This window comes from Extensimonas soli (assembly GCF_029211265.1).
Lineage (GTDB): Bacteria > Pseudomonadota > Gammaproteobacteria > Burkholderiales > Burkholderiaceae_C > Extensimonas > Extensimonas soli.
On sequence record NZ_JARGEL010000006.1, the window covers coordinates 41,524 to 61,044 of the forward strand.

A 19,521-nucleotide genomic window follows, 5' to 3' on the forward strand; every position below is an offset into this window, starting at 1 on the left:
CAGCTATGACCGACATCACGATTTATCACAACCCCAATTGCGGCACCTCGCGCAACACCCTGGCCATGATTCGCAACAGCGGGGTGGAACCACAGGTCATCGAGTACCTCAAGACGCCGCCCAGCCGCGAAGAACTGTTGGCTTTGGTGGCGGCCATGGGTCTTAGTCTGCGCGATGTGCTGCGCCAAAAGGGCACGCCTTACGATGCGTTGGGCCTGGGCAACCCGGCACTGACCGAGGCGCAGTTGCTCGACGCCATTGCACAGCACCCTGTCCTGATACAACGGCCCATCGTCAAAACGCCCATGGGCGTGCGCCTGTGCCGGCCTTCGGAGCGGGTGCTGGACATCCTGCCCAATCCCCAACAGGGGCCATTCACGAAGGAGGATGGGGAAGTCGTTGTGGGGCAGGGCGGTCAACGTGACTAAGACATCAACAAAACCCCTGCCGGATTTGCCCGCAGCTGCGCCTGAGCATTTTCGAGTGCCAGACCCAGAGCGGTTTGCCAACCCGGTACGCTCCAACCATCCGCCACGCATCCTCCTGCTGTACGGTTCGCTGCGGGAGCGGTCGTTCAGCCGATTGTTGGTCGAAGAGGCAGCCCGCCTGCTCCAGGCCATGGGTGCAGAGACCAAAATCTTCAACCCCAGCGGCTTGCCTCTGCCGGACGATGCCCCTGACAGCCACCCCAAGGTGCAAGAGCTGCGAAACCTGGCGCAATGGTCCGAAGGCATGGTGTGGTGTTCGCCAGAGCGTCACGGCGCGATGACGGGCATCATGAAGGCGCAGATTGACTGGATTCCGCTCTCAGCAGGCGCTGTACGCCCCACGCAGGGCAAGACCTTGGCGGTGATGCAGGTGTGTGGCGGCAGCCAATCTTTTAACGCGGTGAACCAGATGCGGGTGCTGGGGCGGTGGATGCGGATGCTGACCATCCCCAACCAATCCTCGGTCGCCAAAGCCTTTCAGGAATTTGGTGCCGATGACAGGATGAAGCCGTCGAGTTACTACGACCGCGTGGTCGACGTGATGGAAGAGCTTGTGAAATTCACATGGCTGACGCGCGATGTCTCCCCGTACCTGGTGGACCGCTACAGTGAGCGCAAGGAAACGGCCGAGGAGCTGTCCAAACGGGTCAATTTGACCAAGGCCACATGACGCACTTGGGAGTAGGTTGAACCCAGATTGTCCATTAGGCGGCGCTGCGCGCCTACGCGGGCGCCGGCGGCCGTCTGCCGGTCATTTGGGCCGCGGCAAAGCAACCCGTCATTGCGAGCCTCGCAGGGGCGCGGCAATCCAGTCCTGTCCATGGCGGCGTGCGCAGGCGCTGTTGCGCAGGCCCCATGGATTGCCACAGGCCTTCGGCCCTCGCAATGACGGGAAACGATCAGCCCGCGTCCTCATGGCGTCGTTCAGAGGGCCGCCGGTTGCTCCGCCAGGATCGCCTGCACACCGAGCCGCGCGGCCTCGATGGCGCCGGCGACATAGCCGGGGAATTGGGGAGACCACTCGCTGCCCACGCCCACAAGGCGTGCGCGCCAGTCGCCGTCGGCAATGGTGGCGGGCGGTGGCGATGCGTGGCCATCGACAGCCTCTTGGTCGCTCGCCGTAGCGGTCAGCTCGTCGAGCGCCCAGTCCTTGATGAACTCCGCCCTGGGCGCAGCCGCTTGGGGCCCAAACAGCCGTGCGAACTGCGCGCGGCAGTGGCCGATGAGGGCCTCCTGCGCAACGCCTCGTCTGACAACCGCCGGCACCGCGAAGAAGCCGAACAGCGCCGCACTGCCGCCAGGCATCGAGGCATCGTGAATCTCCCCCAGAGGGCCGCGAGCACTGCGGGCCTCGCCGGAAAGCCCCGCCTCGCGCCAGAACGGCGTGTCATAGACCGCCACGTACTTCGCATGCGGCGCCATCCACGTCGCGGTGTGCTGCCATGTGCGGGCTATGGGCGCGGGCAGCGGGGGCGAGAAGGCGATGCTCTCGTGCGCGAGCCGGGGCGGCACTGCCAGCAGCACCTGCTCGGCGCGAAGCGTGGACAGCGCCCCTGCAGCATCACGGCTCACGACATCGACGTGCCGACCTGCCAGCCGCACCGCCTGCACTTTCTGGCCAACGGCGGTTCGTCCAGCATTCAGGCTGCCATGCAGAGCCTCTACGAGCGTAGCCATCCCGCCGCGCAGCCGCATGGAGGGCGGTGAGGAGCCGTACCCGAAAGTCCGTATCGGCTTCTCGTTGGGCGAGCGCTCAAGCACCATGTCGCCGCTCTCGTGCTGCTCGAACCGCTCGAGCCCCAGCGCGCGCACGAGCTGGTCAAGCTCAGGCTGGAACGCCGGCCAATACCACGTCGGCCCCAGGTCGAAGCGGTCCATCCTCGGGGCGGCCAGGGCGAAGTCTCGACCTTTGGGGCTCAGCGATTGAATCCGCCCACCCAGCGCAGGCCTTGCCTCGAGCAGCACGTAGTCCGTGATGCCGCGCTGCTCAAGGAGGTACGCCGCGTACACGCCCGCCAGGCCGCCGCCGACGATGGCGACGCGCGTGCTGCAAACCGTCATGTCGCTGCCCCCTGCACTGGCAGCCTGTCGGACTTTGGAATCGGCGGCGAATCCGGCAAAAACGGGCCTCGCTGGGGCCCATTCTCGCTATCGACGCCCAAAGTCCGACAGGCTGCTGGGACGGTCTTCACGTACACCGTGGCGCCCTCGTCACCGGCTTGCAGCGACGGGCAGAGCCCCGCCGGAAACCGAAGCCAGGAGCCACTGTCGTAGCGCTGGCCTGCGTTGAGCAGCGCCCCCTGCAGCACCAGCAGCTCCATGCTCGCCGTCCTCGCGGCAGGCATCGGTTGACGGTGCTGGAGCCGCTGGAGCCAGACGGATTCGAACTCGTCGCTGTATAAGCTGCAGATCGCGCCGCCCTGTACCTGCGACCAGCGGGCTGGATCGTTGGTATCGACGCGCAGCGCTGTCGTCTCGGACGGCTGCATCTGGCAGAGCTTCACGAAAATGACCGCGCCTTCGGCGCTCGAAGGCCGATGCGCTGAACCTGGTGGATTGCGCAGGTACCACCCTGCGGGGTAGTCCTGCGTCTCGTCCGAGAACGTGCCGGACAGAACCAGAATCTCCTCGCCGCCAGGGTGCTGGTGGCGAGGAAAGCTCGACTGCGGCGCGTATCGCACGATGCTCGTGGCCCGCGCCACTTCTGCGCCCACACGGTCGAGCATCACGCGCTCGACCCCGGCCTGGGGGGAAGGATGCCACTGGTAGGTGGCGGGCGTGACGATGGCCGGAAGGGAAAAATCGGCGTTGACGTACATATTCTGCTCAAACGGGGTGAACCCGGATTGTCCATGCGGCGGCGCTGCGCACCCGACCACGCCCACCGCCCGAACGCGGGCTGAAAGCTGAAAAATTGCCGTCACGGGCCCTGTGCGAACATGGGGCGGGTTTTGCACCGGGGTGGTCCCCGCAACCCACAACAAAGGACGTGCACATGAGCGCAAGCCAAGTCAGCGCCCTGCTCGCAGGTCTGGCGGCCCTGCTGGTGGGGCTCAGGGCGATCTTCAGCCAAAAAATCTCTATCGACTGGGATCACCACGACGAGCCCAACCACTGGGTGTACGGTTGGCGCGCAGTTGCCGTGGGCTGTCTGTGTGTGCTGGGCGCATGCTTGGCATTTGCCGCAGCCGCCGGCAAGTTTGTGTTTTTGGAAAACTGACCGCAACGGCGGGATGGGAGGGTTTTGCCATGAATAGTCCCTGGCCTTTCGACCAAAACCAAGACACCGCAGCCATCACCACGCGCCAGGTGCTGCGTGAGGGCTTGCCGGTACTGAGGGTGGTGCACTACGACGACGACCATTCCTGGGCGTTCACCTGCGGCACGACGGACGATCCGGCCGATGGCTTGGTGGTCGGCATGGGCTGCATGGTGGAGCTCGACCCGACGCTGTACGACATCGCCGACCTGCCCCCCGGCTGGAGCGCCTGGCGCGAGCAGGTGGGCGGCGATTGGAGCATCTACCGCACGGACGATGACGCGTGACTGCAGGGGCATGCAGCCCCCGCGCTGAAATTCTGCGCGCCTTGCGCTATTCTGCGGCGCCCTCAGGCAGGCAGGCAGGCAGGCCTTGCAGGCCGCCCGCCATGCGGTGCGGCTGCGCGGGCTGTGCCGCGCTGTGCTTTGGTCTTTGCTTTGATTACCCCCTCTCGGAGTCCCTCACCATGATCCAACTCACCGTCAACGGTCAGCGGCAACAGGTCGATGTCGCGCCCGATACCCCGCTGCTGTGGGTGCTGCGCGACACCTTGCAGCTCACCGGCACCAAATACGGCTGCGGCCAGGCGCTGTGTGGTGCCTGCACGGTGCACATCGACGGCGTGCCCTCGCGCGCCTGCATGACGCCCGTGTCCGCCGCCGCGGGGCACAAGGTCAGCACCATCGAGGCGATGGAGCAAGATCGCATCGGCCGCGCCGTGCAGGCGGCCTGGCGCAAGCTCGACGTGGTGCAGTGCGGCTACTGCCAGTCGGGCCAGGTGATGAGCGCCGTGGCGCTGCTGGCCACCAACCGCAAGCCCACCGATGCCGACATCGACAGCGCCATGGCCGGCAACCTGTGCCGCTGCGCGACCTACCAGCGCATCCGCGCCGCGATCCACGAAGCCGCGAAAAGCCTCGCGTAATGCAGCAGGAGGACACCATGCCCGACACCACCATCCACAACCTGAGCCGCCGCCGCTTCGTGCAGGGCGCCGCCGCGGGCCTCACGCTGGGCTTCAGCCTGCCGGCCGCGCTCGCCGCAGGCGCTCCCAAGGCAATAGCTGCCAGCGCAGGTGCAGCAAGCGCTGGAGCCACTTTTGAGCCTAATGCCTTCGTGCGCATTGGCAGCGACGACACGGTCACCGTGATCTCCAAACACCTGGAGATGGGCCAGGGCACCTACACGGGGCTCGCGACCATCCTGGCCGACGAGCTCGACGCCGACTGGGCCACGGTGCGCGTCGAGGGCGCGCCCGCCGACGCCAAGCGCTACAACAACCTGCTGTGGGGCCCGGCGCAGGGCACGGGCGGCAGCACGGCCATGGCCAACTCGTGGGAGCAGATGCGCAAGGCCGGCGCCACGGCGCGCGCCATGCTCGTGGCCGCCGCCGCGCGCCAGTGGCAAGTGCCGGCCGAGCAGATTCAAGTGCGCCAGGGCGTGGTGAGCCACCCCGCGAGCGGCCGCAAGGCGCGCTTTGGCCAGCTCGCGCAGGCGGCAGCGGCCGAGGCCGTGCCGGCCAATGTGCGCCTCAAAGACCCCAAAGATTTCACGCTCATCGGCAAGGTCGCGCCGCGCAAGGACACGGCCGAAAAAGTCAACGGCAAGGCGCGCTTCACGCAGGACGTGCACCTGCCCGGCATGCTCGTGGCCGTGGTCGCGCACCCGCCGCGCTTTGGCGCCACCGTGAAGTCGTTGGACGCGAGCCGCGCCAAGGCCGTCAAGGGCGTGGTCGATGTGGTGCAGATTCCGCAGGGCGTGGCGGTGCTCGCGCGCGACACCTGGAGCGCCAAGAAAGGGCGCGACGCGCTCTCGGTCACCTGGGACGAAAGCGCGGCCTTCAAGCTCGGCAGCGAGGAGATTCTGGCGCGCTACCGCGAGCTCGCCAAGCAGCCCGGCGCCGTGGCGCGCAGCGAAGGCCAGGTCGAGCCCGCGCTCGCCCAGGCCGCCAAGGTGCTGACGGCCGAGTTCGATTTTCCCTACCTCGCGCACGCGGCCATGGAGCCCATGAACTGCGTGGTGCAGTTCGACGGCCAGCAATGCGAGGTGTGGAACGGCGAGCAGATGCACACGGGCGACCAGTACGCGCTCGCGGCGCTGTTCGGCATCCCGCCCGAAAAGGTCGTCATCCACATGCTCTACGCGGGCGGCAGCTTTGGCCGGCGCGCGAGCAAGAGCGCCGACTACGTGCTTGAGGCCGCGCAGATCGTCAAGGCCACGGGCGGGCGCGCGCCCGTCAAAATGGTCTGGCTGCGTGAGGACGACATGCGCGCCGCCTACTACCGGCCGCTGAACCACCACCGCCTCGAAGCGGCGCTCGACGCGCAGGGGCGCCTCGTGGGCTGGCGGCACCGGCTCGTGGGCCAGTCCATCATGAAGGGCTCGGCCATGGAGCCCATGATGGTCAAGAACGGCATCGACGCGACCTCGGTCGAGGGCGCCTCCAGCCTGCCCTACGCGATCCCGAACCTGCAGGTAGAGCTGCACACGCCCGAGGACATTCCCGTGCCGGTGCTGTGGTGGCGCTCGGTGGGCTCCACGCACACGGCGTATTCGACCGAGGTCTTCCTCGACCAGGTGGCCAAGGCCGCGGGCAAAGACCCGGTGGCGCTGCGCCTGGAGCTGCTCTCCGCGCATCCGCGCCACGCGGGCGTGCTCAAGCTCGCCGCCGACAAAGCCGGCTGGGGCCAGCCGCTTGCCCCGGGCAAGGACGGCGCGCGCCGCGGACGTGGCGTGGCCGTGCACGAGTCCTTCCGCTCTTACGTGGCGCAGGTGGTCGAAGTCACGGTGGCCAAGGACGGCAGCGTGAAGGTCGACCGCGTGGTCTGCGCGGTCGATTGCGGCGTGGCGATCAACCCCGACAACGTGCGTTCGCAGGTCGAGGGCGGCATAGGCTTTGCCTTGTCGGCCGCGCTGTACGGCGAGATCACGCTCAAGGAAGGGCGCGTGGAGCAGGGCAACTTCGACCAGTACCCGATTTTGCGCATCAACGAAATGCCCAAGGTCGAAACCTACATCGTGCCCTCGGCCGAAGCACCCACCGGCATGGGCGAGCCGCCTGTGCCACCGCTCGCGCCCGCCCTCGCCAACGCCATCGCCGCAGCCACAGGCAAGTGGCTCACGCGCCTGCCGCTGCGCACGGGCGAGCTGGCGGCTTGATGTGACGCGGTTGATGCGGATGCGGTGTCTTGGCGGCTCGGGCGGCGTCGCTCCGCCCAGCGCGCACCATGCCTGAGCCAGCGCCCCAGGCCGCAGGCGGCACCATCGCCGGCGTGCTGCTCGCGGCCGGCATGGGGCGGCGCTTTGGCGGCGACAAGCTGCTGCACCCCCTGCTTGACGGCCAGCCGATCGCGCAGGCCGCGGCGCGCGCGCTGGTCGCCGCGCTCGCGCCGGTGGGCGGCAGCTGCGTCGCCGTGGTGCGCCCCGGCCAGAGCGCGCTCGCGGATTTGCTGGCCGAAGCGGGCTGCACCCTCGTCGAATGCCCCGAGGCCGCGCACGGCATGGGCCACAGCCTGGCCTGCGGCGTGCGCGCAACGCCGCAGGCGTGCGGCTGGCTCGTCGCGCTCGCCGACATGCCGCGCATCGCCCCCCCGAGCTACGCCGCCGTGCGCGACGCGCTGCTGCAAGGCGACGCACGCACCATCGCCGCACCGAGCTGGCAGGGGCAGCGCGGGCACCCGGTGGGCTTCGGGCGCCATTGGTTCGAGGCGCTGAGCCGCCTGCAAGGCGACGAGGGTGCACGCGCCGTGCTCGCTGCTGCGCGCGGCGCGATCACGCTGTGCCCGGTGAACGACGCGGGGGTGTTGCAGGATGTCGATCGTCCTGAGGATTTGGCAGATTTGGGGCGGTAGTGGGATGCGCCTGAAATTGTGAAATGGGGGGCAGCTTCCCATTTCGGGCGCAGGTGATGGGGCGCGGGGAGGATGCCGGGATGTGCGCCCGGCGGCGCACCTTCTTTTCTTGTCTCGCCAAGAAAAGAAGGCAAAAGAAGGCGACCCTGCTGCCTGCGTCCCTGCCCGCCTCGGGGCGGTCAGGGCAACCTGCGGTGCTCACGCCCGGCGGGGTCGCGCGAAACTCGCTGCGCTCAAACAATCGCGCGCCCTTTTCCCGCCGGGCGCTGCGCTCCTCGGCGCAGGCAGAAGGGCGGGGGACACCATACGGGCCTTCGCTGCGCTCGGCCTTTGGGGTTTGGCCTTGGCAGAGAATTGAAGTTTGACCCCAGCCGGATGCGCTCACGGAGTTGGTCGAGCAAGCGGATGGGCGAGAAGCGAGTGTGCCGGGTTTCATGCCTGATTTATGCCTGTAAATGCGTACAGTATCAAGTGCGTAACTCGTTGATGTAGAACAACTTTCAGAAAGATTCTGTGCCAAGAATATCCCGCACTGCCCAGCTTATCCGGCAGTATCTGCGGGATACATTACGTTAGAGCCGACCATTTTTTATGGATACCTAGATGTCACGCAAGAAGATTCCGAACATACCTTTATCTAAACGCTTATCTGGCTTCCAAGCTCCGATCGGCGGCCTTGGCCTCATATTCTGGATCGGTGCCTTCCAAGCTGCCACGTGGGCACACTCCGAAAGTCATCTCATGCTGGCTAATGTGTTATCTGGTTACATCATGGGTTTCGGAACTGCCTTTGCTGGCTGGGTCTTTGTGCACCTTTGGAATGGCAAAGCTGAGCGCTTCATCGAACCAAATGGACTTCTTCGTTGGCTATCAATCGTCACGGTCGGCACAATCTTTCTGTTTGGCCTTGCTGGCCTTGCAATCGACCTGTACGGGGATACCGATGGTTGGTTTAACACCCTCTTCTGGATTGGCGGTGGCGTCATGAGTTTGTGTACAGGTCCGACCATCGACTCGGCTGATGGTCTCTAACCTTTCATTCAAGCGGGACGCCTAGCGGCGCCCCTTAATTCAAACGTTATGCCTATAAAAAGGAATATCCGCATGCCAAATAAGAAACTGGTGTTTATCAGCCATATAACCGAGGAAAGTGAACTCGCCAAGATTTTGTCCGAGGAAATCAAATCTTCATTTCTCGGCCTACTCGATACGTTCGTTTCGTCCGACGGTGAAAGTCTTCCTGCCGGCGGCAGGTGGCTAGATTCAATTGATACAGCGCTTACAAACTCCGCCATTCAGATATCACTGTGCAGTCCGCAATCAATAAAACGCCCATGGATCAACTTTGAAGCAGGCGCCTCATGGATCAGGAGAATTCCTGTCGTGCCTTTGTGCCACTCAGGGTTATCCAAAAGCGGATTACCGATCCCGCTGGTTATGCTGCAAGGTGCCGACCTAGATAGCGCTGAAGACCTGAAGGTTGTCTTTGCAGAACTCACGAAGGTCTTGGGCGCCGCAAAGACACCTGAAATTAACTACGGCAATCTCATAGCCAAATGCAAAGCGTTCATCGAAACCTACACCTATTTCAACAAGGTTCGCGAGGCCGTATACAAGGCGTGCAACGCTGATCAACAACTCAAAGATTTTTTCTTCTCGGGAAAGATCCAAAGCATCCCGGTCGCAATTCAAGATTACCTGTTCGTACATCTGGCCCCGGCTCTTGATGAACTCAAGGGTTTTGGCTTGGTGAGCTATTCGTTCAATGGCACGACAATGAATGCTGACGGCCTATTCAGGCGCGGAAACATTACGCTGACTGACAAGTACCTAAATGAAATTCTCCCGCGCCTTAAACAAGCATAACCATGCGGTCCACCGGACGCTGCGCGATAAAGCCGCGCAGCGCCGGTGACCTCCACGTTAGGCGGCACATGCAACCCGTAGCAACGTTTGAAAGCCTGTTGCGCGCTTCCGCATTCGTATTGGTTTCGGCTAGCGCGCTCAGCGGGTGCAGCGGGGAGACGGTCTACACGCATATTCAGCAGGAAGATGGTCTTGCGATGAAGGCCCCGATAACTTTCACTGTGCGAATCCGCCTCGACGTCAAGAACAAGGTCGTAACCTGGATGCAGGACGCCGAAGATGCCAATGGAGTCGCGAGCAGACAAATACGAACTTATGGTGACTTTCCAGACTCCACTTGCGAAGTATTCGACGACAAAAATTGGAAGTGCGAAATTCGTGGATCAGATGGGACTGTTTTAGAAAGCCCGGAGATGAAGGACGGCGTCCTCTCTCGCTTTTACTGGACACAGACGCAGAAGTTCAAACGTCGTTGGCGTCTGTTCAACTACAACCTCTAAGCATGCTTCGCCAAGGCAATTCGCTGTGCGCCATGCGGCTTAACCTCTCTATCGAGAGGGCGTCTTGCGGCTGGCTTCGCCATCTGCGAGTCGCCCCTCATGTCAAACGTTATATCTCAAGCCCCCGCCAGCCCATCCAGCGCATCCGCAAACGCCGCCACCAGCGTGTCGGCGTCCTGCGCGGTGTGCGCGGGGCAGGCGAGCACCATGTTGTGGAAGGGCGTGAGCAGCACGCCGCGGTTGAGCAGTGCTAGCTGCAAGGCGGCTTCGAGGTCGTCGCGGAAGGCGGCGCGGGCTTCGCTGGCGTTGCATGGTGGCGTGGGGCGGAACTGCACTTCGCAGCGTGCGCCTATGCGTGTGACGCTCCAGGGCAGTGCACGCGCGGCGATCTGGGCCTGCAGGCCCTCGGCCACGCGCGTGGCGGTGGCGAACATGCGCGCGTAGGCGGGCTCGTCCATGACTTCGGCGAGCATGGTGCGCATCAGGCGCAGCGTGAGCAGGCCCGCGGACAGCGTCGTGCCTATGCCCGAGTGGCCGGGTGCGGCGGCGGCTTTGGCGGCCTGCATGCGCGCGCCGACTTCGGCGCTGAAGCCATACGCGGCGCCCGGCGTGCCGCCCGCTATGGGTTTGCCGAGCACGAGCATGTCGGGTTCTAGGAGCCTGTCGGACTTTGGAATCATCGGCTGCGAATGCGCCGCAGCGGCCCATTTTTTACCGTCTTCTTGCCCCATAGTCCCGCTATGGGGCGGCGAATCCGGCAAAAACTGGCCTCGCTGGGGCGCATTCTCGCTATCGACGCCCAAAGTCCGACAGGCTCCTAGCCCAAAGGCGCGCGCGTAGCCGCCGGGCCCGCAGGAGAGGGTGTGCGTCTCGTCGAAGGCGAGCAGCGTGCCGTGCCGGCGCGTGAGCGTGCGCAGCGTCTGCAAGAAGCCGGGCTCGGGCAGCACCATGCCGACGTTGGTGAGCACGGGCTCGGTGAGCACGCAGGCCACGTCGCCGGGCGCGAGCGCGGCTTCCAGCGCGGCGCTGTCGTTGAACTCGACCACGCGCGTGGTGGGCGTCAGGTCGTGCACCTGGCCCAGCAGGCTGGCGCGCATGCGCGTGGCGCCGCCCTCGGCGAGATCGACGAAGCAGTCATCGACGGTGCCGTGGTAGCAGCCGTGGAACACGAGGATGCGCGGGCGGCCCGTGATGGCGCGCGCCCAGCGCAGCAAAAAGCGGTTCGCGTCGCTCGCCGTGGCCGTGAACTGCCACATCGGCAGGCCAAAGCGCTCTTCGAGCAGCGCCGCGACTTCGAGCGCGACCGCTGAGGGCAGCATGGTGGTGGCGCCCTGCGCGCCAAACTCGGCCAGCGTGCGCGCGATGGGTGCGGGGCTGTGGCCGAACATCGCGCCTGTGTCGCCCAGGCAGAAGTCGATGATTTCGTGCCCGTCGGCATCGACCAGGCGCGCGCCCTGCGCGGCATCGACGAAGAGCGGAAACGGCGCGGGCGTGTCGGCCATCCAGTGCATGGGCACGCCGAACAGAAAATGCCGCTGCGCCTGCGCGTGCAGCGCCGCACAGCGCGGGTGCGCGGCGCGAAAGCGTTGCGCTTCGGCCGCGAAAAAGCGCGCGATCTGGACGCTGGAAAAATCGGCGCAAGGGGCGTCAGAGCTGCTGGTGGGCATGGCAAAACGGCATCGAGAACACGGTCGTCGTGCAAGCAAGCATGCCACGCGCCGGGCGCGTGCGGTGCGGGCGTGCAAGTGGTTTTGCACGGCGCAGGCGAATTGGCACCATGGCGTGCGCGCCAGCGCCTATATGCTGCGCTGCACCTAGCAGCCTGCCATTGTTTTTTCTTCACTCCTTGCCATGACCCAGCACGGTTTCGCCTTTTTGGATCAAGCATCTTTTCTGGCCTCAGCGCACGTCCCACCTGCGCAAGCAGCTCCTTTTGGCATAGCAGGCATCGCCTGGGACGGCGCGGTGACCTACCGCCCCGGCGCGCGCTTTGGCCCTGCGGCGATCCGCCAGGCCAGCCTGATGTTGTGCGACGCCACGCACCCGCTGTTCGACCTTTCGCCGGCCGGGCAGATCGTCGATCACGGCAATCTGGCGCTGCCCAACACCAGCCTGGCGGCGCTGCGCGCGGCGCTCGAGCCGCGTGCCGAGGCCCTGCTGCGCGCGCAGCACATGGTGTGGCTTGGCGGCGACCACTCGATCACGCTCTCGCTGCTGCGCGCCGCGCGCGCCGTGCACGGGCCGCTCGCGGTGCTGCACTTCGACGCGCATTGCGACACCTGGAGCGACCATTTCGGCGAGCCTTCGGGCCACGGCACCTGGGTCTATGAGGCCATGGAGGAGGGGCTGGTCGTGCCCAGCGCCTTCGTGCAGATTGGCATCCGCTCGGCGGTGCAGCGCGCGGCGCGCGAATACGTCGCGCAGCGCGGCGGGCGCATCTGCACGGCGCGCGAGCTGCGCGGGCGCGACGGCGCGGCGCTCGATCCGCTCATTACCGAAATCGCCGCGCGCCTGCGTGCAAGCGGCGCGCCGGTGTACCTGAGCTTCGATATCGATTGCCTGGACCCGGCCTTTGCGCCCGGCACGGGCACGCCCGAGCCCGGCGGCCTTGCCACCAGCCAGGCGCTGACGCTGCTCGAAGGCTTGTGCGCGCTCGACCTGCCCTTCGTGGGTATGGACTGCGTGGAGGTGGCGCCGGCCTACGACCATGCGGAGCTCACGGCCAGCGCCGCCGCGACGCTCGTGTGGACGTATCTGTGCGCGCGGCTGGCGGCGATGCAGGCGCAGCGGGCGCAGCGGGCGCAGGGGGGCCGGCCATGATGCGGCTCGAGCGCCAAGCGCAGGCCTTGCTCGCGCGCTCGTACTACCAGGACAGCGCGCAGCCTTGGGAGCGCGGCCCGGCGCTCGCGAGTACGGTGCGGGCCGACGTGTGCATCGTGGGCGGCGGGCTCGCGGGGCTGTCGGCGGCGCTCGAGCTTGCCCGCGCCGGCATGAAGACGGTGCTGCTTGAGGCGCAGCAGGTGGGCTGGGGCGCGTCGGGGCGCAACGGCGGGCAGGCGCTCGCGGGTTATGCGAGTGAGATGGAGCCTTTCGAGCGCCAGCTCGGGCACGAGGCCGCGCGCCAGGCCTGGGCGATGTCGCTCGAAGCGCTGGACTTGATGCGCACGCGCATCCGCGAACACCGCATCGCCTGCGACTGGACGGACGGCGCAATGACGCTGGCCGTGCGCCCGGCCAAGGCGCGCGCCCTGCGTGCGTGGCACGAGCACATGCAGACGCACTACGACGCCGCGCACCTGCGCTGGCTGGACGAAGCTCAGACGCGCGCGCAAGTGCAGAGCGAGCGCTACGTGGCGGGCGTGTTCGACCCTTTGGGCGGGCACGTGCATCCGCTCAACTACACCTTGGGCATCGCGCGCGCTGCGCGTGCGGCGGGGGTGCAGATTTTCGAAGGCACCGAGGCCGTGCAGGTGCAGACGGCCGCGGCGGCGGGCGGGGGCAAGGCGCGGGTGCGCACCGTGCAAAGGGAAGTGCAGGGTGCGGCAGAGGGCGAGGTGCGCGCGCACTTCGTGCTGCTCGCAGGCAACGTGCACCTGGGGCGCGTGGCGCCCGCGCTCGCGCGCCGCATCATGCCCGTGGGCACCTACATCATCGCCACCGAGCCCTTGGGCGCCGAGCGCGCGGCCGCGCTGATCCCGAGCCGCGCCTGTGTGAGCGACAGCCAGTTCGTGCTCGACTACTACCGCCTGTCCGCCGACGAGCGGCTGCTGTTCGGCGGGCGCGTGAGCTACTCCACGGTGTCGCCGCCCGACCTGCCCGCGACCATGCGCCGCAGCATGCTGCGCGTGTTTCCGCAGCTGCACGACGTGCGCGTCACGCACGCCTGGGGCGGCTTCGTGGACATCACCATGAACCGCGCGCCCGACTTCGGCCGGCTCGCGCCCGACGTGCTTTATCTGCAAGGCTTTTCGGGGCACGGCCTGGCGCTCACGGGGCTTGCGGGCCAGCTCGCGGCCGAGGCGATCCGCGGGCAGGCGCAGCGCTTCGACCTCTTTGCGCGCCTGCGGCACCGGCCGTTTCCGGGCGGCGACCGGCTGCGCACACCCTTGCTCGTGCTCGCGATGGCCTGGTACCGGCTGCGCGACTGGGTTTAATCAGGCGCTTTCAGAACCGTTGGCCGCATCCACCGCCGCACGCACGACCTCGCCGAGTCGGCGCGCCCAGGGCGTGATGCGCTCGATGGGCACGTAGGCGTAGCCTATGACCAGGCCGCGCTGGTGCGGCGCGCCGAGGTAGTAGCGCGACAAGGGGCGCACGGACAGCCGGTGCGCGGCGCAGGCGGCCGCCACAGCTTCGTCATCGACCGAGCCATCGGTGAACACCAGGCACAGGTGCAGCCCCGAGTCCTGGCCCGAGATGCGCACACGCGCGCCCAGCGCCTGCACGAGGCTGCGCGCGAGCGCGTCGCGCCGCGCCTGGTAGGTCACGCGCAGGCGCCGCACCAGGGTCTGCAGGTGCCCTTCGGTGATGAAGTCGGTGAGCGCGGCCTGCAGCATCAGTTGCCCGGGGCGGTACAGGTCGTACAAGCCGGTGTTGAAGGCCGCAAGCAGGTCTGGCGGCACCACGAGGTAGCCCAGGCGGATGCCGGGGTACATGGCCTTGGAGAAGGTGCCCGAATACAGCACCTGCGCATGCGCGTCCAGCCCTTGCAGGCTCGCGAACGGCCGTCCGCTGTAGCGGAATTCGCTGTCGTAGTCGTCCTCGAAGATCCAGCAGCGGCGCTGCGCCGCGAATTCGAGCAGGGCGCGCCGGCGCTGCAGGCTCATCACGTGGCCGAGCGGGTACTGGTGCGAGGGTGTGACGTAGATCAGGCGCGGGCGCGAGTGCCAGTCGGCCTCGCGCGGCGCGATGCCCTCGGCGTCCACGTCGATAGGGCGCAGGCGCAGCCCCGCCGCTTCGAGTGCGCGCCGCGCGCCCCAGTAGCTCGGGTTTTCGATCCAGGCCTCGTCACCGTGGTCGGTGAGCAGGCGCGCCGCCAGGTCAATGGCCTGCTGCGTGCCAGTGGTGATGAGCACCTGCGCGGGCGTGACGCGCACCGAGCGCGACAGCGTGAGGTAGCGCGCGATGGCCTCGCGCAACGGCATGTGGCCGCCTTCTTGTCCGTAGTCGAGCAGATTGCGATCCAGGCTGCGCCAGTATTTGGTCTGCAGCTTTTGCCAGAGCTGGATGGGGAAGTCGGCAAAGTCGAGCGCCCCCGGAGCAAAAGGCTGCACTTCATAGTCCTGCGAGCCCGAATGCCGCGTAAGCAGGGCGCCGCGGTCGGAAAGGTCGCGTGGATTGTCGGCCGCAGGGGCACGCTTGGCGGCGCTGGCAGGCGGCGTCAGCGGTCTTTGGTCGGGCAGCGTGTCGGACACATAGGTTCCGCTGCCCTGCTGCGCCGAGAGATAGCCCTCGGCCACGAGCTGGCTGATCGCGGACATCACAGTATTGCGCGACAGCGCCAGCTCACACGCCAGCGCGCGCGTGCTCGGCAAACGCGTGCCGGCCTCCAAATGGCCTGCCAAAATGGTCTCGCGCAGCACGTGGTACAGGCGCCGGTTGAGGGGCGCGAGCGCATGCGGGCCGTCGGGGCGCTGCAATTCGGTGAGCAGCCGCTCGGTCAGGTCATAGGAGCGCATGGCAGGATCGATGGTGTGGCCGAAATGGCGGGGGGGGGGGGGCTTGCCGGCTGCCGGCGCACGGCAAATGGCTCCATCATAAAAGGCCATAGTGGCTCCACCGCAAGTGCCAATGCGCGCTTATATTTGAAGCACGAAATCTTCGTAACCAGTGGAAAACCCTAGGTTTTTTTGGTTTTTGCGAGATTTTGTCCACGCCCCTTCGAACGTGAACGACATGACGACAGAGACCCCCTTGGTGGCCGTGTCCACCGACCTCAAGATGCTTGCCGGCCACCCGACGTATGCGGTCACGCAGAAATACGTGGACCCGGTGTTCGATCTTTCGGGCTGCCTGCCCTTGTTGCTGCCGGCGCTCGGGGCGCGGCTGCCGCTGGATGCACTGCTGGCGCGCGTGCACGGCATCGTCTTCACCGGTTCGCCCTCGAACATCGAGCCGCACCACTATGGCCATGCGCTCACGCGCCCCGACTCGCCGGCCGACCCGGCGCGCGATGCCACCACCTTGCCGCTGATCCGTGCGGCGATTGCGCGCGGCGTGCCCGTGTTCGGCATCTGCCGCGGTTTTCAGGAGGTCAACGTCGCGCTCGGCGGCACCTTGCTGCAAGAGGTGCACCACACGCCCGGCTACGCCGACCACCGCGAAGACGAAGACGCCGCCATCGACGCGCAATACGCCCCCACGCACGCCGTGCACGCCACGCCCGGCGGCTGGCTCGAAACGCTGCTGGGCACTTCGAGCTGGCAGGTCAACAGCCTGCACGGGCAGGGCATAGACCAGCTTGCGCCTGACCTGGTCGCCGAAGCCACGGCGCCCGACGGGCTCATAGAGGCCTACCGCCACCGCAGCGCGCCGGGCTTTGTGCTCGCCGTGCAGTGGCACCCCGAATGGCGCGCGGCGCAGGACCCGGTTTCGCGCAAACTGTTTGCTATTTTTGGTGACGCGTGCAGGCGCTATGCCCAGCGCGGCGCAGCGCACTGACCTTGCTTTTCTTTGCAGGCACGACCATGACTTCCGAATCGAACACCACAAACACCTCTTTGGATGGCCGCAGGCATTGGACTTTCAACGACCTCGAGCGCTGGCTCAACGAGCGGCGCATCACCGAGATCGAATGCCTGGTGCCTGACCTCACGGGCGTGGCGCGCGGCAAGATCCTGCCGCGCAACAAGTTCACCGAAGACCGCGGCATGCGCCTGCCCGAGAGCATCATCGGCCTCACGGTAACGGGCAACTGGCCCGACGATCCACAGCTCGACACCCTGATTGCCAACACCGACCGCGACATGAACCTGGTGCCCGACCCGAGCACCGCGCGCGTCGTGCCCTGGGCCACCGACCCCACGGCGCAGGTGATCCACGACTGCTACTTCAAGGACGGTGCGCCCGTCGATTACGCGCCGCGCACCGTGCTCAAAAAGGTCATAGAGCTGTTCCACGCCCAGGGCTGGGATCCCGTGGTGGCGCCTGAGCTCGAGTTTTACCTCGTGGACAAAAACACCGACCCCGACCAGCCGCTGCGCCCGCCCATAGGCCGCTCGGGCCGTGCAGAGACTTCGCGCCAGCACTACAGCATCGACGCCGTGAACGAATTCGACCCGCTGTTCGAAGACATCTACGACTACTGCGACGCGATGGACCTCGACGTGGACACGCTGATCCATGAAGTCGGTGCGGGGCAGATGGAGATCAACTTCCTGCACGGCAATCCGCTCGACCTCGCCGACAAGGTGTTTTTCTTCAAGCGCACGATCCGCGAGGCCGCGATGCGCCACAACATGTTTGCGACCTTCATGGCCAAGCCCATGATGGGCGAGCCCGGCAGCGCCATGCACGTGCACCAGAGCCTGGTCGATCGCAGCACGCGGCGCAACATCTTCAGCAACCCCGACGGCACGCCCTCGGCGCAGTTCTTCCACTACATCGGCGGCTTGCAGAAATACATCCCCTACGTGATGGCGTTCCTGGCGCCCTACGTGAACTCGTACCGCCGCCTCGTGGCCAACACGGCCGCGCCGACCAATGTCGAATGGGGCGCCGACAACCGCACCGTGGGCATCCGCGTGCCCAATGCCAACGCGGCCAACCGGCGCGTGGAAAACCGCGTGATCGGCGCCGACGCCAACCCCTACGTGGCCCTGGCCGCGAGCCTGGCCTGCGGCTACCTCGGCATGGTGGAAAAGATCGAGGCGCTGCCGGAAATGACGGGCAACGCCTACAACCTCCCCAACGCCACGCCGCTGCCGCAGAGCCTGTCCGAATCGGTGCGCATGCTCGACGAGGTGCCCGAAGTCGCGCAGCTGCTGGGCAAGCGCTTTTGCGGCATCTACAAGGCCGTGAAGATGAGCGAATACGCCGAGTTCATGAAGGTCATCAGCCCCTGGGAACGCGAGCATCTGCTGCTGCATGTTTGAGATCGTGAACACGTTCTGACGCCCGCGCCCTTCTTCCTGTTTGCTGGAGCTTTCCATGCCGTCTTCCGACCTGCCCCGCTTCGACACCGCCACGCTGCGCGCACAAGATGCCGCGCACCATCTGCACCCCTTCACCGACACGCAAAGTCTCAACGCCAGCGGCACACGCATCATCGTGCGCGGTGAGGGCGTGCGCATCTGGGATTCCGACGGCAACGAGATCATCGACGGCATGTCGGGCCTGTGGTGTGTGAACCTCGGCTACGGCCGGCAGGACCTCGTCGATGCCGCGACGCGGCAAATGCAGACCCTGCCGTTTTACAACGCCTTCTTCAAGACGGCGACGGTGCCGGCAATCGAGCTCGCCGCCCTGCTGAGCGAAATCGCGCCGCCCGGTTTTCAGCATGTGTTCTTCACCAATTCGGGTTCCGAGGGCAACGACACCATCATCCGCCTGGTGCGCCGCTACTGGGACTTGCTGGGCCAGCCGCAGCGCAAGACCATCATCAGCCGACACAACGCCTACCACGGCAGCACGCTGGGCGGCGCCTCGCTGGGCGGCATGAGCGGCATGCACGCGCAGGGCGACCTGCCGATTCCCGGCATAGTGCACATCGACCAGCCCTACCAGCTCCAGCATGGCCACGCGGGCGAGAGCGCCGAGCACTTCGGCCTGCGCGCGGCTTCGTGGCTCGAGGCCAAGATTCGCGAGCTCGGCCCCGAAAACGTCGCCGCGTTCATTGGCGAGCCGGTGCAGGGCGCAGGCGGCGTCATCATTCCGCCCGCGAGCTACTGGCCCGAAGTGCAGCGCATCTGCGACCACTACGGCATCCTGCTCGTCTCCGACGAGGTGATTTGCGGCTTCGGGCGCCTGGGCCACTGGTTCGGCTGCCAGCACCCGCACATAGGCACGCGGCCCGACCTCATCACCTTTGCCAAGGGCGTCACCTCGGGCTATCTGCCGCTGGGCGGCGTGCTCGTGGGCGAGCGCATCGCCAAGGTGCTGATCGAACGCGGCGGTGAGTTCCAGCACGGCTTCACCTACTCAGGCCATCCGACCTGCTGCGCCGTCGCCGTGGCCAACGTGCAGGCCATGCGTGCCGAGGGGGTGGTCGAGCGCGTGGCGCAAGACCTGGCGCCCTATCTGGAGCGCGCTTTCGGCACGCTCGCCGACCATGCGCTCGTGGGCGACGTGCAGTCGCTGGGCATGGTGGCCGGGCTGGTGCTCTACGAAGACAAGGCCAGCCGCACCCTGTTCGATGCCGAGCTCGGCGTGGGCTACCGCTGCCGCGACCATTGCTTCCGAAACGGCGTGGTGATGCGCGCCGTCGAAGAGCGCATGATCATCGCGCCGCCGCTCGTCATGACGCACGAGGACATCGACGAAATGGTGCGCCGCATCCGCCGTAGCCTGGATGACACATGGGCTGGTTTGCGTGCGGACGGGCTGATATAAACCCGCCC

19 protein-coding genes are annotated in these 19,521 nt (G+C 66.3%); 15 read left to right on the forward strand and 4 right to left on the reverse strand.

Annotation, left to right across the window (positions count from 1 at the left end; all coding sequences use genetic code 11):
• Positions 1-5 precede the first annotated feature (5 nt).
• Positions 6-428 (forward strand): arsenate reductase (glutaredoxin), encoded by a 423-nt coding sequence (gene arsC, locus PYV55_RS01090; RefSeq protein WP_275848468.1) that lies wholly within the window; start codon positions 6-8, stop codon positions 426-428.
• Positions 421-1,158, forward strand: coding sequence for an arsenical resistance protein ArsH (gene arsH, locus PYV55_RS01095; RefSeq protein WP_275848469.1), 738 nt, complete (start codon positions 421-423; stop codon positions 1,156-1,158). Before arsC ends, arsH begins: the two co-directional genes overlap by 8 nt.
• Before the next feature lie 254 nt (positions 1,159-1,412).
• Here the strand turns inward: arsH and PYV55_RS01100 are convergent, their stop codons facing one another.
• Both PYV55_RS01100 and PYV55_RS01105 read right to left on the reverse strand, forming a co-directional pair.
• Entirely contained in the window at positions 1,413-2,549 is a 1,137-nt protein-coding gene (locus tag PYV55_RS01100) for a flavin monoamine oxidase family protein (protein ID WP_275848470.1), read from the reverse strand.
• Positions 2,546-3,307, reverse strand: coding sequence for a cupin domain-containing protein (locus PYV55_RS01105; protein ID WP_275848471.1), 762 nt, complete (start codon positions 3,305-3,307; stop codon positions 2,546-2,548). Before PYV55_RS01105 ends, PYV55_RS01100 begins: the two co-directional genes overlap by 4 nt.
• A gap of 176 nt (positions 3,308-3,483) precedes the next feature.
• Between PYV55_RS01105 and PYV55_RS01110 the strand changes: the two genes are divergently transcribed.
• From PYV55_RS01110 to PYV55_RS01145, 8 genes are all read left to right on the forward strand, one after another.
• Positions 3,484-3,708, forward strand: coding sequence for a hypothetical protein (locus tag PYV55_RS01110; RefSeq protein ID WP_275848472.1), 225 nt, complete (start codon positions 3,484-3,486; stop codon positions 3,706-3,708).
• Between the two features lie 29 nt (positions 3,709-3,737).
• On the forward strand, positions 3,738-4,034 hold the full coding sequence (locus PYV55_RS01115; protein ID WP_275848474.1) for a hypothetical protein: 297 nt from the start codon (positions 3,738-3,740) through the stop codon (positions 4,032-4,034).
• Positions 4,035-4,213: 179 nt separating this feature from the next.
• Positions 4,214-4,672, forward strand: a complete 459-nt coding sequence (locus PYV55_RS01120) for a (2Fe-2S)-binding protein (RefSeq protein WP_114483454.1) — start codon at positions 4,214-4,216, stop codon at positions 4,670-4,672.
• Positions 4,673-4,689: 17 nt separating this feature from the next.
• Complete coding sequence (locus PYV55_RS01125) at positions 4,690-6,906, forward strand: xanthine dehydrogenase family protein molybdopterin-binding subunit (protein ID WP_275848479.1); 2,217 nt, start codon at positions 4,690-4,692, stop codon at positions 6,904-6,906.
• Positions 6,907-6,974: 68 nt separating this feature from the next.
• Positions 6,975-7,598, forward strand: a complete 624-nt coding sequence (locus tag PYV55_RS01130; RefSeq protein WP_275848481.1) for a nucleotidyltransferase family protein — start codon at positions 6,975-6,977, stop codon at positions 7,596-7,598.
• 603 nt (positions 7,599-8,201) lie between these two features.
• Complete coding sequence (locus PYV55_RS01135) at positions 8,202-8,630, forward strand: hypothetical protein (protein WP_275848483.1); 429 nt, start codon at positions 8,202-8,204, stop codon at positions 8,628-8,630.
• A 72-nt stretch (positions 8,631-8,702) separates the two neighbouring features.
• Entirely contained in the window at positions 8,703-9,464 is a 762-nt protein-coding gene (locus PYV55_RS01140) for a toll/interleukin-1 receptor domain-containing protein (RefSeq protein ID WP_275848485.1), read from the forward strand.
• Between the two features lie 68 nt (positions 9,465-9,532).
• Complete coding sequence (locus PYV55_RS01145; protein WP_275848487.1) at positions 9,533-9,964, forward strand: hypothetical protein; 432 nt, start codon at positions 9,533-9,535, stop codon at positions 9,962-9,964.
• Between the two features lie 116 nt (positions 9,965-10,080).
• Here the strand turns inward: PYV55_RS01145 and PYV55_RS01150 are convergent, their stop codons facing one another.
• Complete coding sequence (locus PYV55_RS01150) at positions 10,081-11,631, reverse strand: aspartate aminotransferase family protein (RefSeq protein ID WP_275848489.1); 1,551 nt, start codon at positions 11,629-11,631, stop codon at positions 10,081-10,083.
• A 184-nt stretch (positions 11,632-11,815) separates the two neighbouring features.
• Here PYV55_RS01150 and speB point away from each other — a divergent pair, with 184 nt between their 5' ends.
• Positions 11,816-12,784, forward strand: a complete 969-nt coding sequence (speB, locus tag PYV55_RS01155) for an agmatinase (RefSeq protein WP_275848491.1) — start codon at positions 11,816-11,818, stop codon at positions 12,782-12,784.
• Positions 12,781-14,118, forward strand: coding sequence for an NAD(P)/FAD-dependent oxidoreductase (locus PYV55_RS01160; protein WP_275848493.1), 1,338 nt, complete (start codon positions 12,781-12,783; stop codon positions 14,116-14,118). Before speB ends, PYV55_RS01160 begins: the two co-directional genes overlap by 4 nt.
• Here PYV55_RS01160 and pdxR read toward each other — a convergent pair whose 3' ends face one another.
• Positions 14,119-15,642 (reverse strand): MocR-like pyridoxine biosynthesis transcription factor PdxR, encoded by a 1,524-nt coding sequence (gene pdxR, locus PYV55_RS01165; protein WP_275848495.1) that lies wholly within the window; start codon positions 15,640-15,642, stop codon positions 14,119-14,121.
• Positions 15,643-15,859: 217 nt separating this feature from the next.
• Between pdxR and PYV55_RS01170 the strand changes: the two genes are divergently transcribed.
• Genes PYV55_RS01170 through PYV55_RS01180 form a run of 3 tightly spaced genes read left to right on the forward strand, consistent with a single transcriptional unit; the run spans position 15,860 to position 19,513 of the window.
• Positions 15,860-16,624 carry a gamma-glutamyl-gamma-aminobutyrate hydrolase family protein gene (locus tag PYV55_RS01170; RefSeq protein WP_275848497.1) on the forward strand — a complete coding sequence of 255 codons (765 nt, stop codon included), beginning with the start codon at positions 15,860-15,862 and terminating at the stop codon, positions 16,622-16,624.
• Between the two features lie 26 nt (positions 16,625-16,650).
• Positions 16,651-18,057 carry a glutamine synthetase family protein gene (locus tag PYV55_RS01175; protein WP_407066747.1) on the forward strand — a complete coding sequence of 469 codons (1,407 nt, stop codon included), beginning with the start codon at positions 16,651-16,653 and terminating at the stop codon, positions 18,055-18,057.
• A gap of 55 nt (positions 18,058-18,112) precedes the next feature.
• Positions 18,113-19,513, forward strand: coding sequence for an aspartate aminotransferase family protein (locus PYV55_RS01180; protein WP_275848499.1), 1,401 nt, complete (start codon positions 18,113-18,115; stop codon positions 19,511-19,513).
• Positions 19,514-19,521 lie beyond the last annotated feature (8 nt).

Bases quoted from the DNA above. Each gene is read 5' to 3' on its own strand.
- arsC (WP_275848468.1), top strand. From the start codon at position 6: ATGACCGACATCACGATTTATCACAACCCCAATTGCGGCACCTCGCGC.
- PYV55_RS01100 (WP_275848470.1), bottom strand. From the start codon at position 2,549: ATGACGGTTTGCAGCACGCGCGTCGCCATCGTCGGCGGCGGCCTGGCG.
- PYV55_RS01105 (WP_275848471.1), bottom strand. From the start codon at position 3,307: ATGTACGTCAACGCCGATTTTTCCCTTCCGGCCATCGTCACGCCCGCC.
- PYV55_RS01110 (WP_275848472.1), top strand. From the start codon at position 3,484: ATGAGCGCAAGCCAAGTCAGCGCCCTGCTCGCAGGTCTGGCGGCCCTG.
- PYV55_RS01115 (WP_275848474.1), top strand. From the start codon at position 3,738: ATGAATAGTCCCTGGCCTTTCGACCAAAACCAAGACACCGCAGCCATC.
- PYV55_RS01120 (WP_114483454.1), top strand. From the start codon at position 4,214: ATGATCCAACTCACCGTCAACGGTCAGCGGCAACAGGTCGATGTCGCG.
- PYV55_RS01125 (WP_275848479.1), top strand. From the start codon at position 4,690: ATGCCCGACACCACCATCCACAACCTGAGCCGCCGCCGCTTCGTGCAG.
- PYV55_RS01130 (WP_275848481.1), top strand. From the start codon at position 6,975: ATGCCTGAGCCAGCGCCCCAGGCCGCAGGCGGCACCATCGCCGGCGTG.
- PYV55_RS01135 (WP_275848483.1), top strand. From the start codon at position 8,202: ATGTCACGCAAGAAGATTCCGAACATACCTTTATCTAAACGCTTATCT.
- PYV55_RS01140 (WP_275848485.1), top strand. From the start codon at position 8,703: ATGCCAAATAAGAAACTGGTGTTTATCAGCCATATAACCGAGGAAAGT.
- PYV55_RS01145 (WP_275848487.1), top strand. From the start codon at position 9,533: ATGCAACCCGTAGCAACGTTTGAAAGCCTGTTGCGCGCTTCCGCATTC.
- PYV55_RS01150 (WP_275848489.1), bottom strand. From the start codon at position 11,631: ATGCCCACCAGCAGCTCTGACGCCCCTTGCGCCGATTTTTCCAGCGTC.
- speB (WP_275848491.1), top strand. From the start codon at position 11,816: ATGACCCAGCACGGTTTCGCCTTTTTGGATCAAGCATCTTTTCTGGCC.
- PYV55_RS01160 (WP_275848493.1), top strand. From the start codon at position 12,781: ATGATGCGGCTCGAGCGCCAAGCGCAGGCCTTGCTCGCGCGCTCGTAC.
- pdxR (WP_275848495.1), bottom strand. From the start codon at position 15,642: ATGCGCTCCTATGACCTGACCGAGCGGCTGCTCACCGAATTGCAGCGC.
- PYV55_RS01170 (WP_275848497.1), top strand. From the start codon at position 15,860: ATGACGACAGAGACCCCCTTGGTGGCCGTGTCCACCGACCTCAAGATG.
- PYV55_RS01175 (WP_407066747.1), top strand. From the start codon at position 16,651: ATGACTTCCGAATCGAACACCACAAACACCTCTTTGGATGGCCGCAGG.
- PYV55_RS01180 (WP_275848499.1), top strand. From the start codon at position 18,113: ATGCCGTCTTCCGACCTGCCCCGCTTCGACACCGCCACGCTGCGCGCA.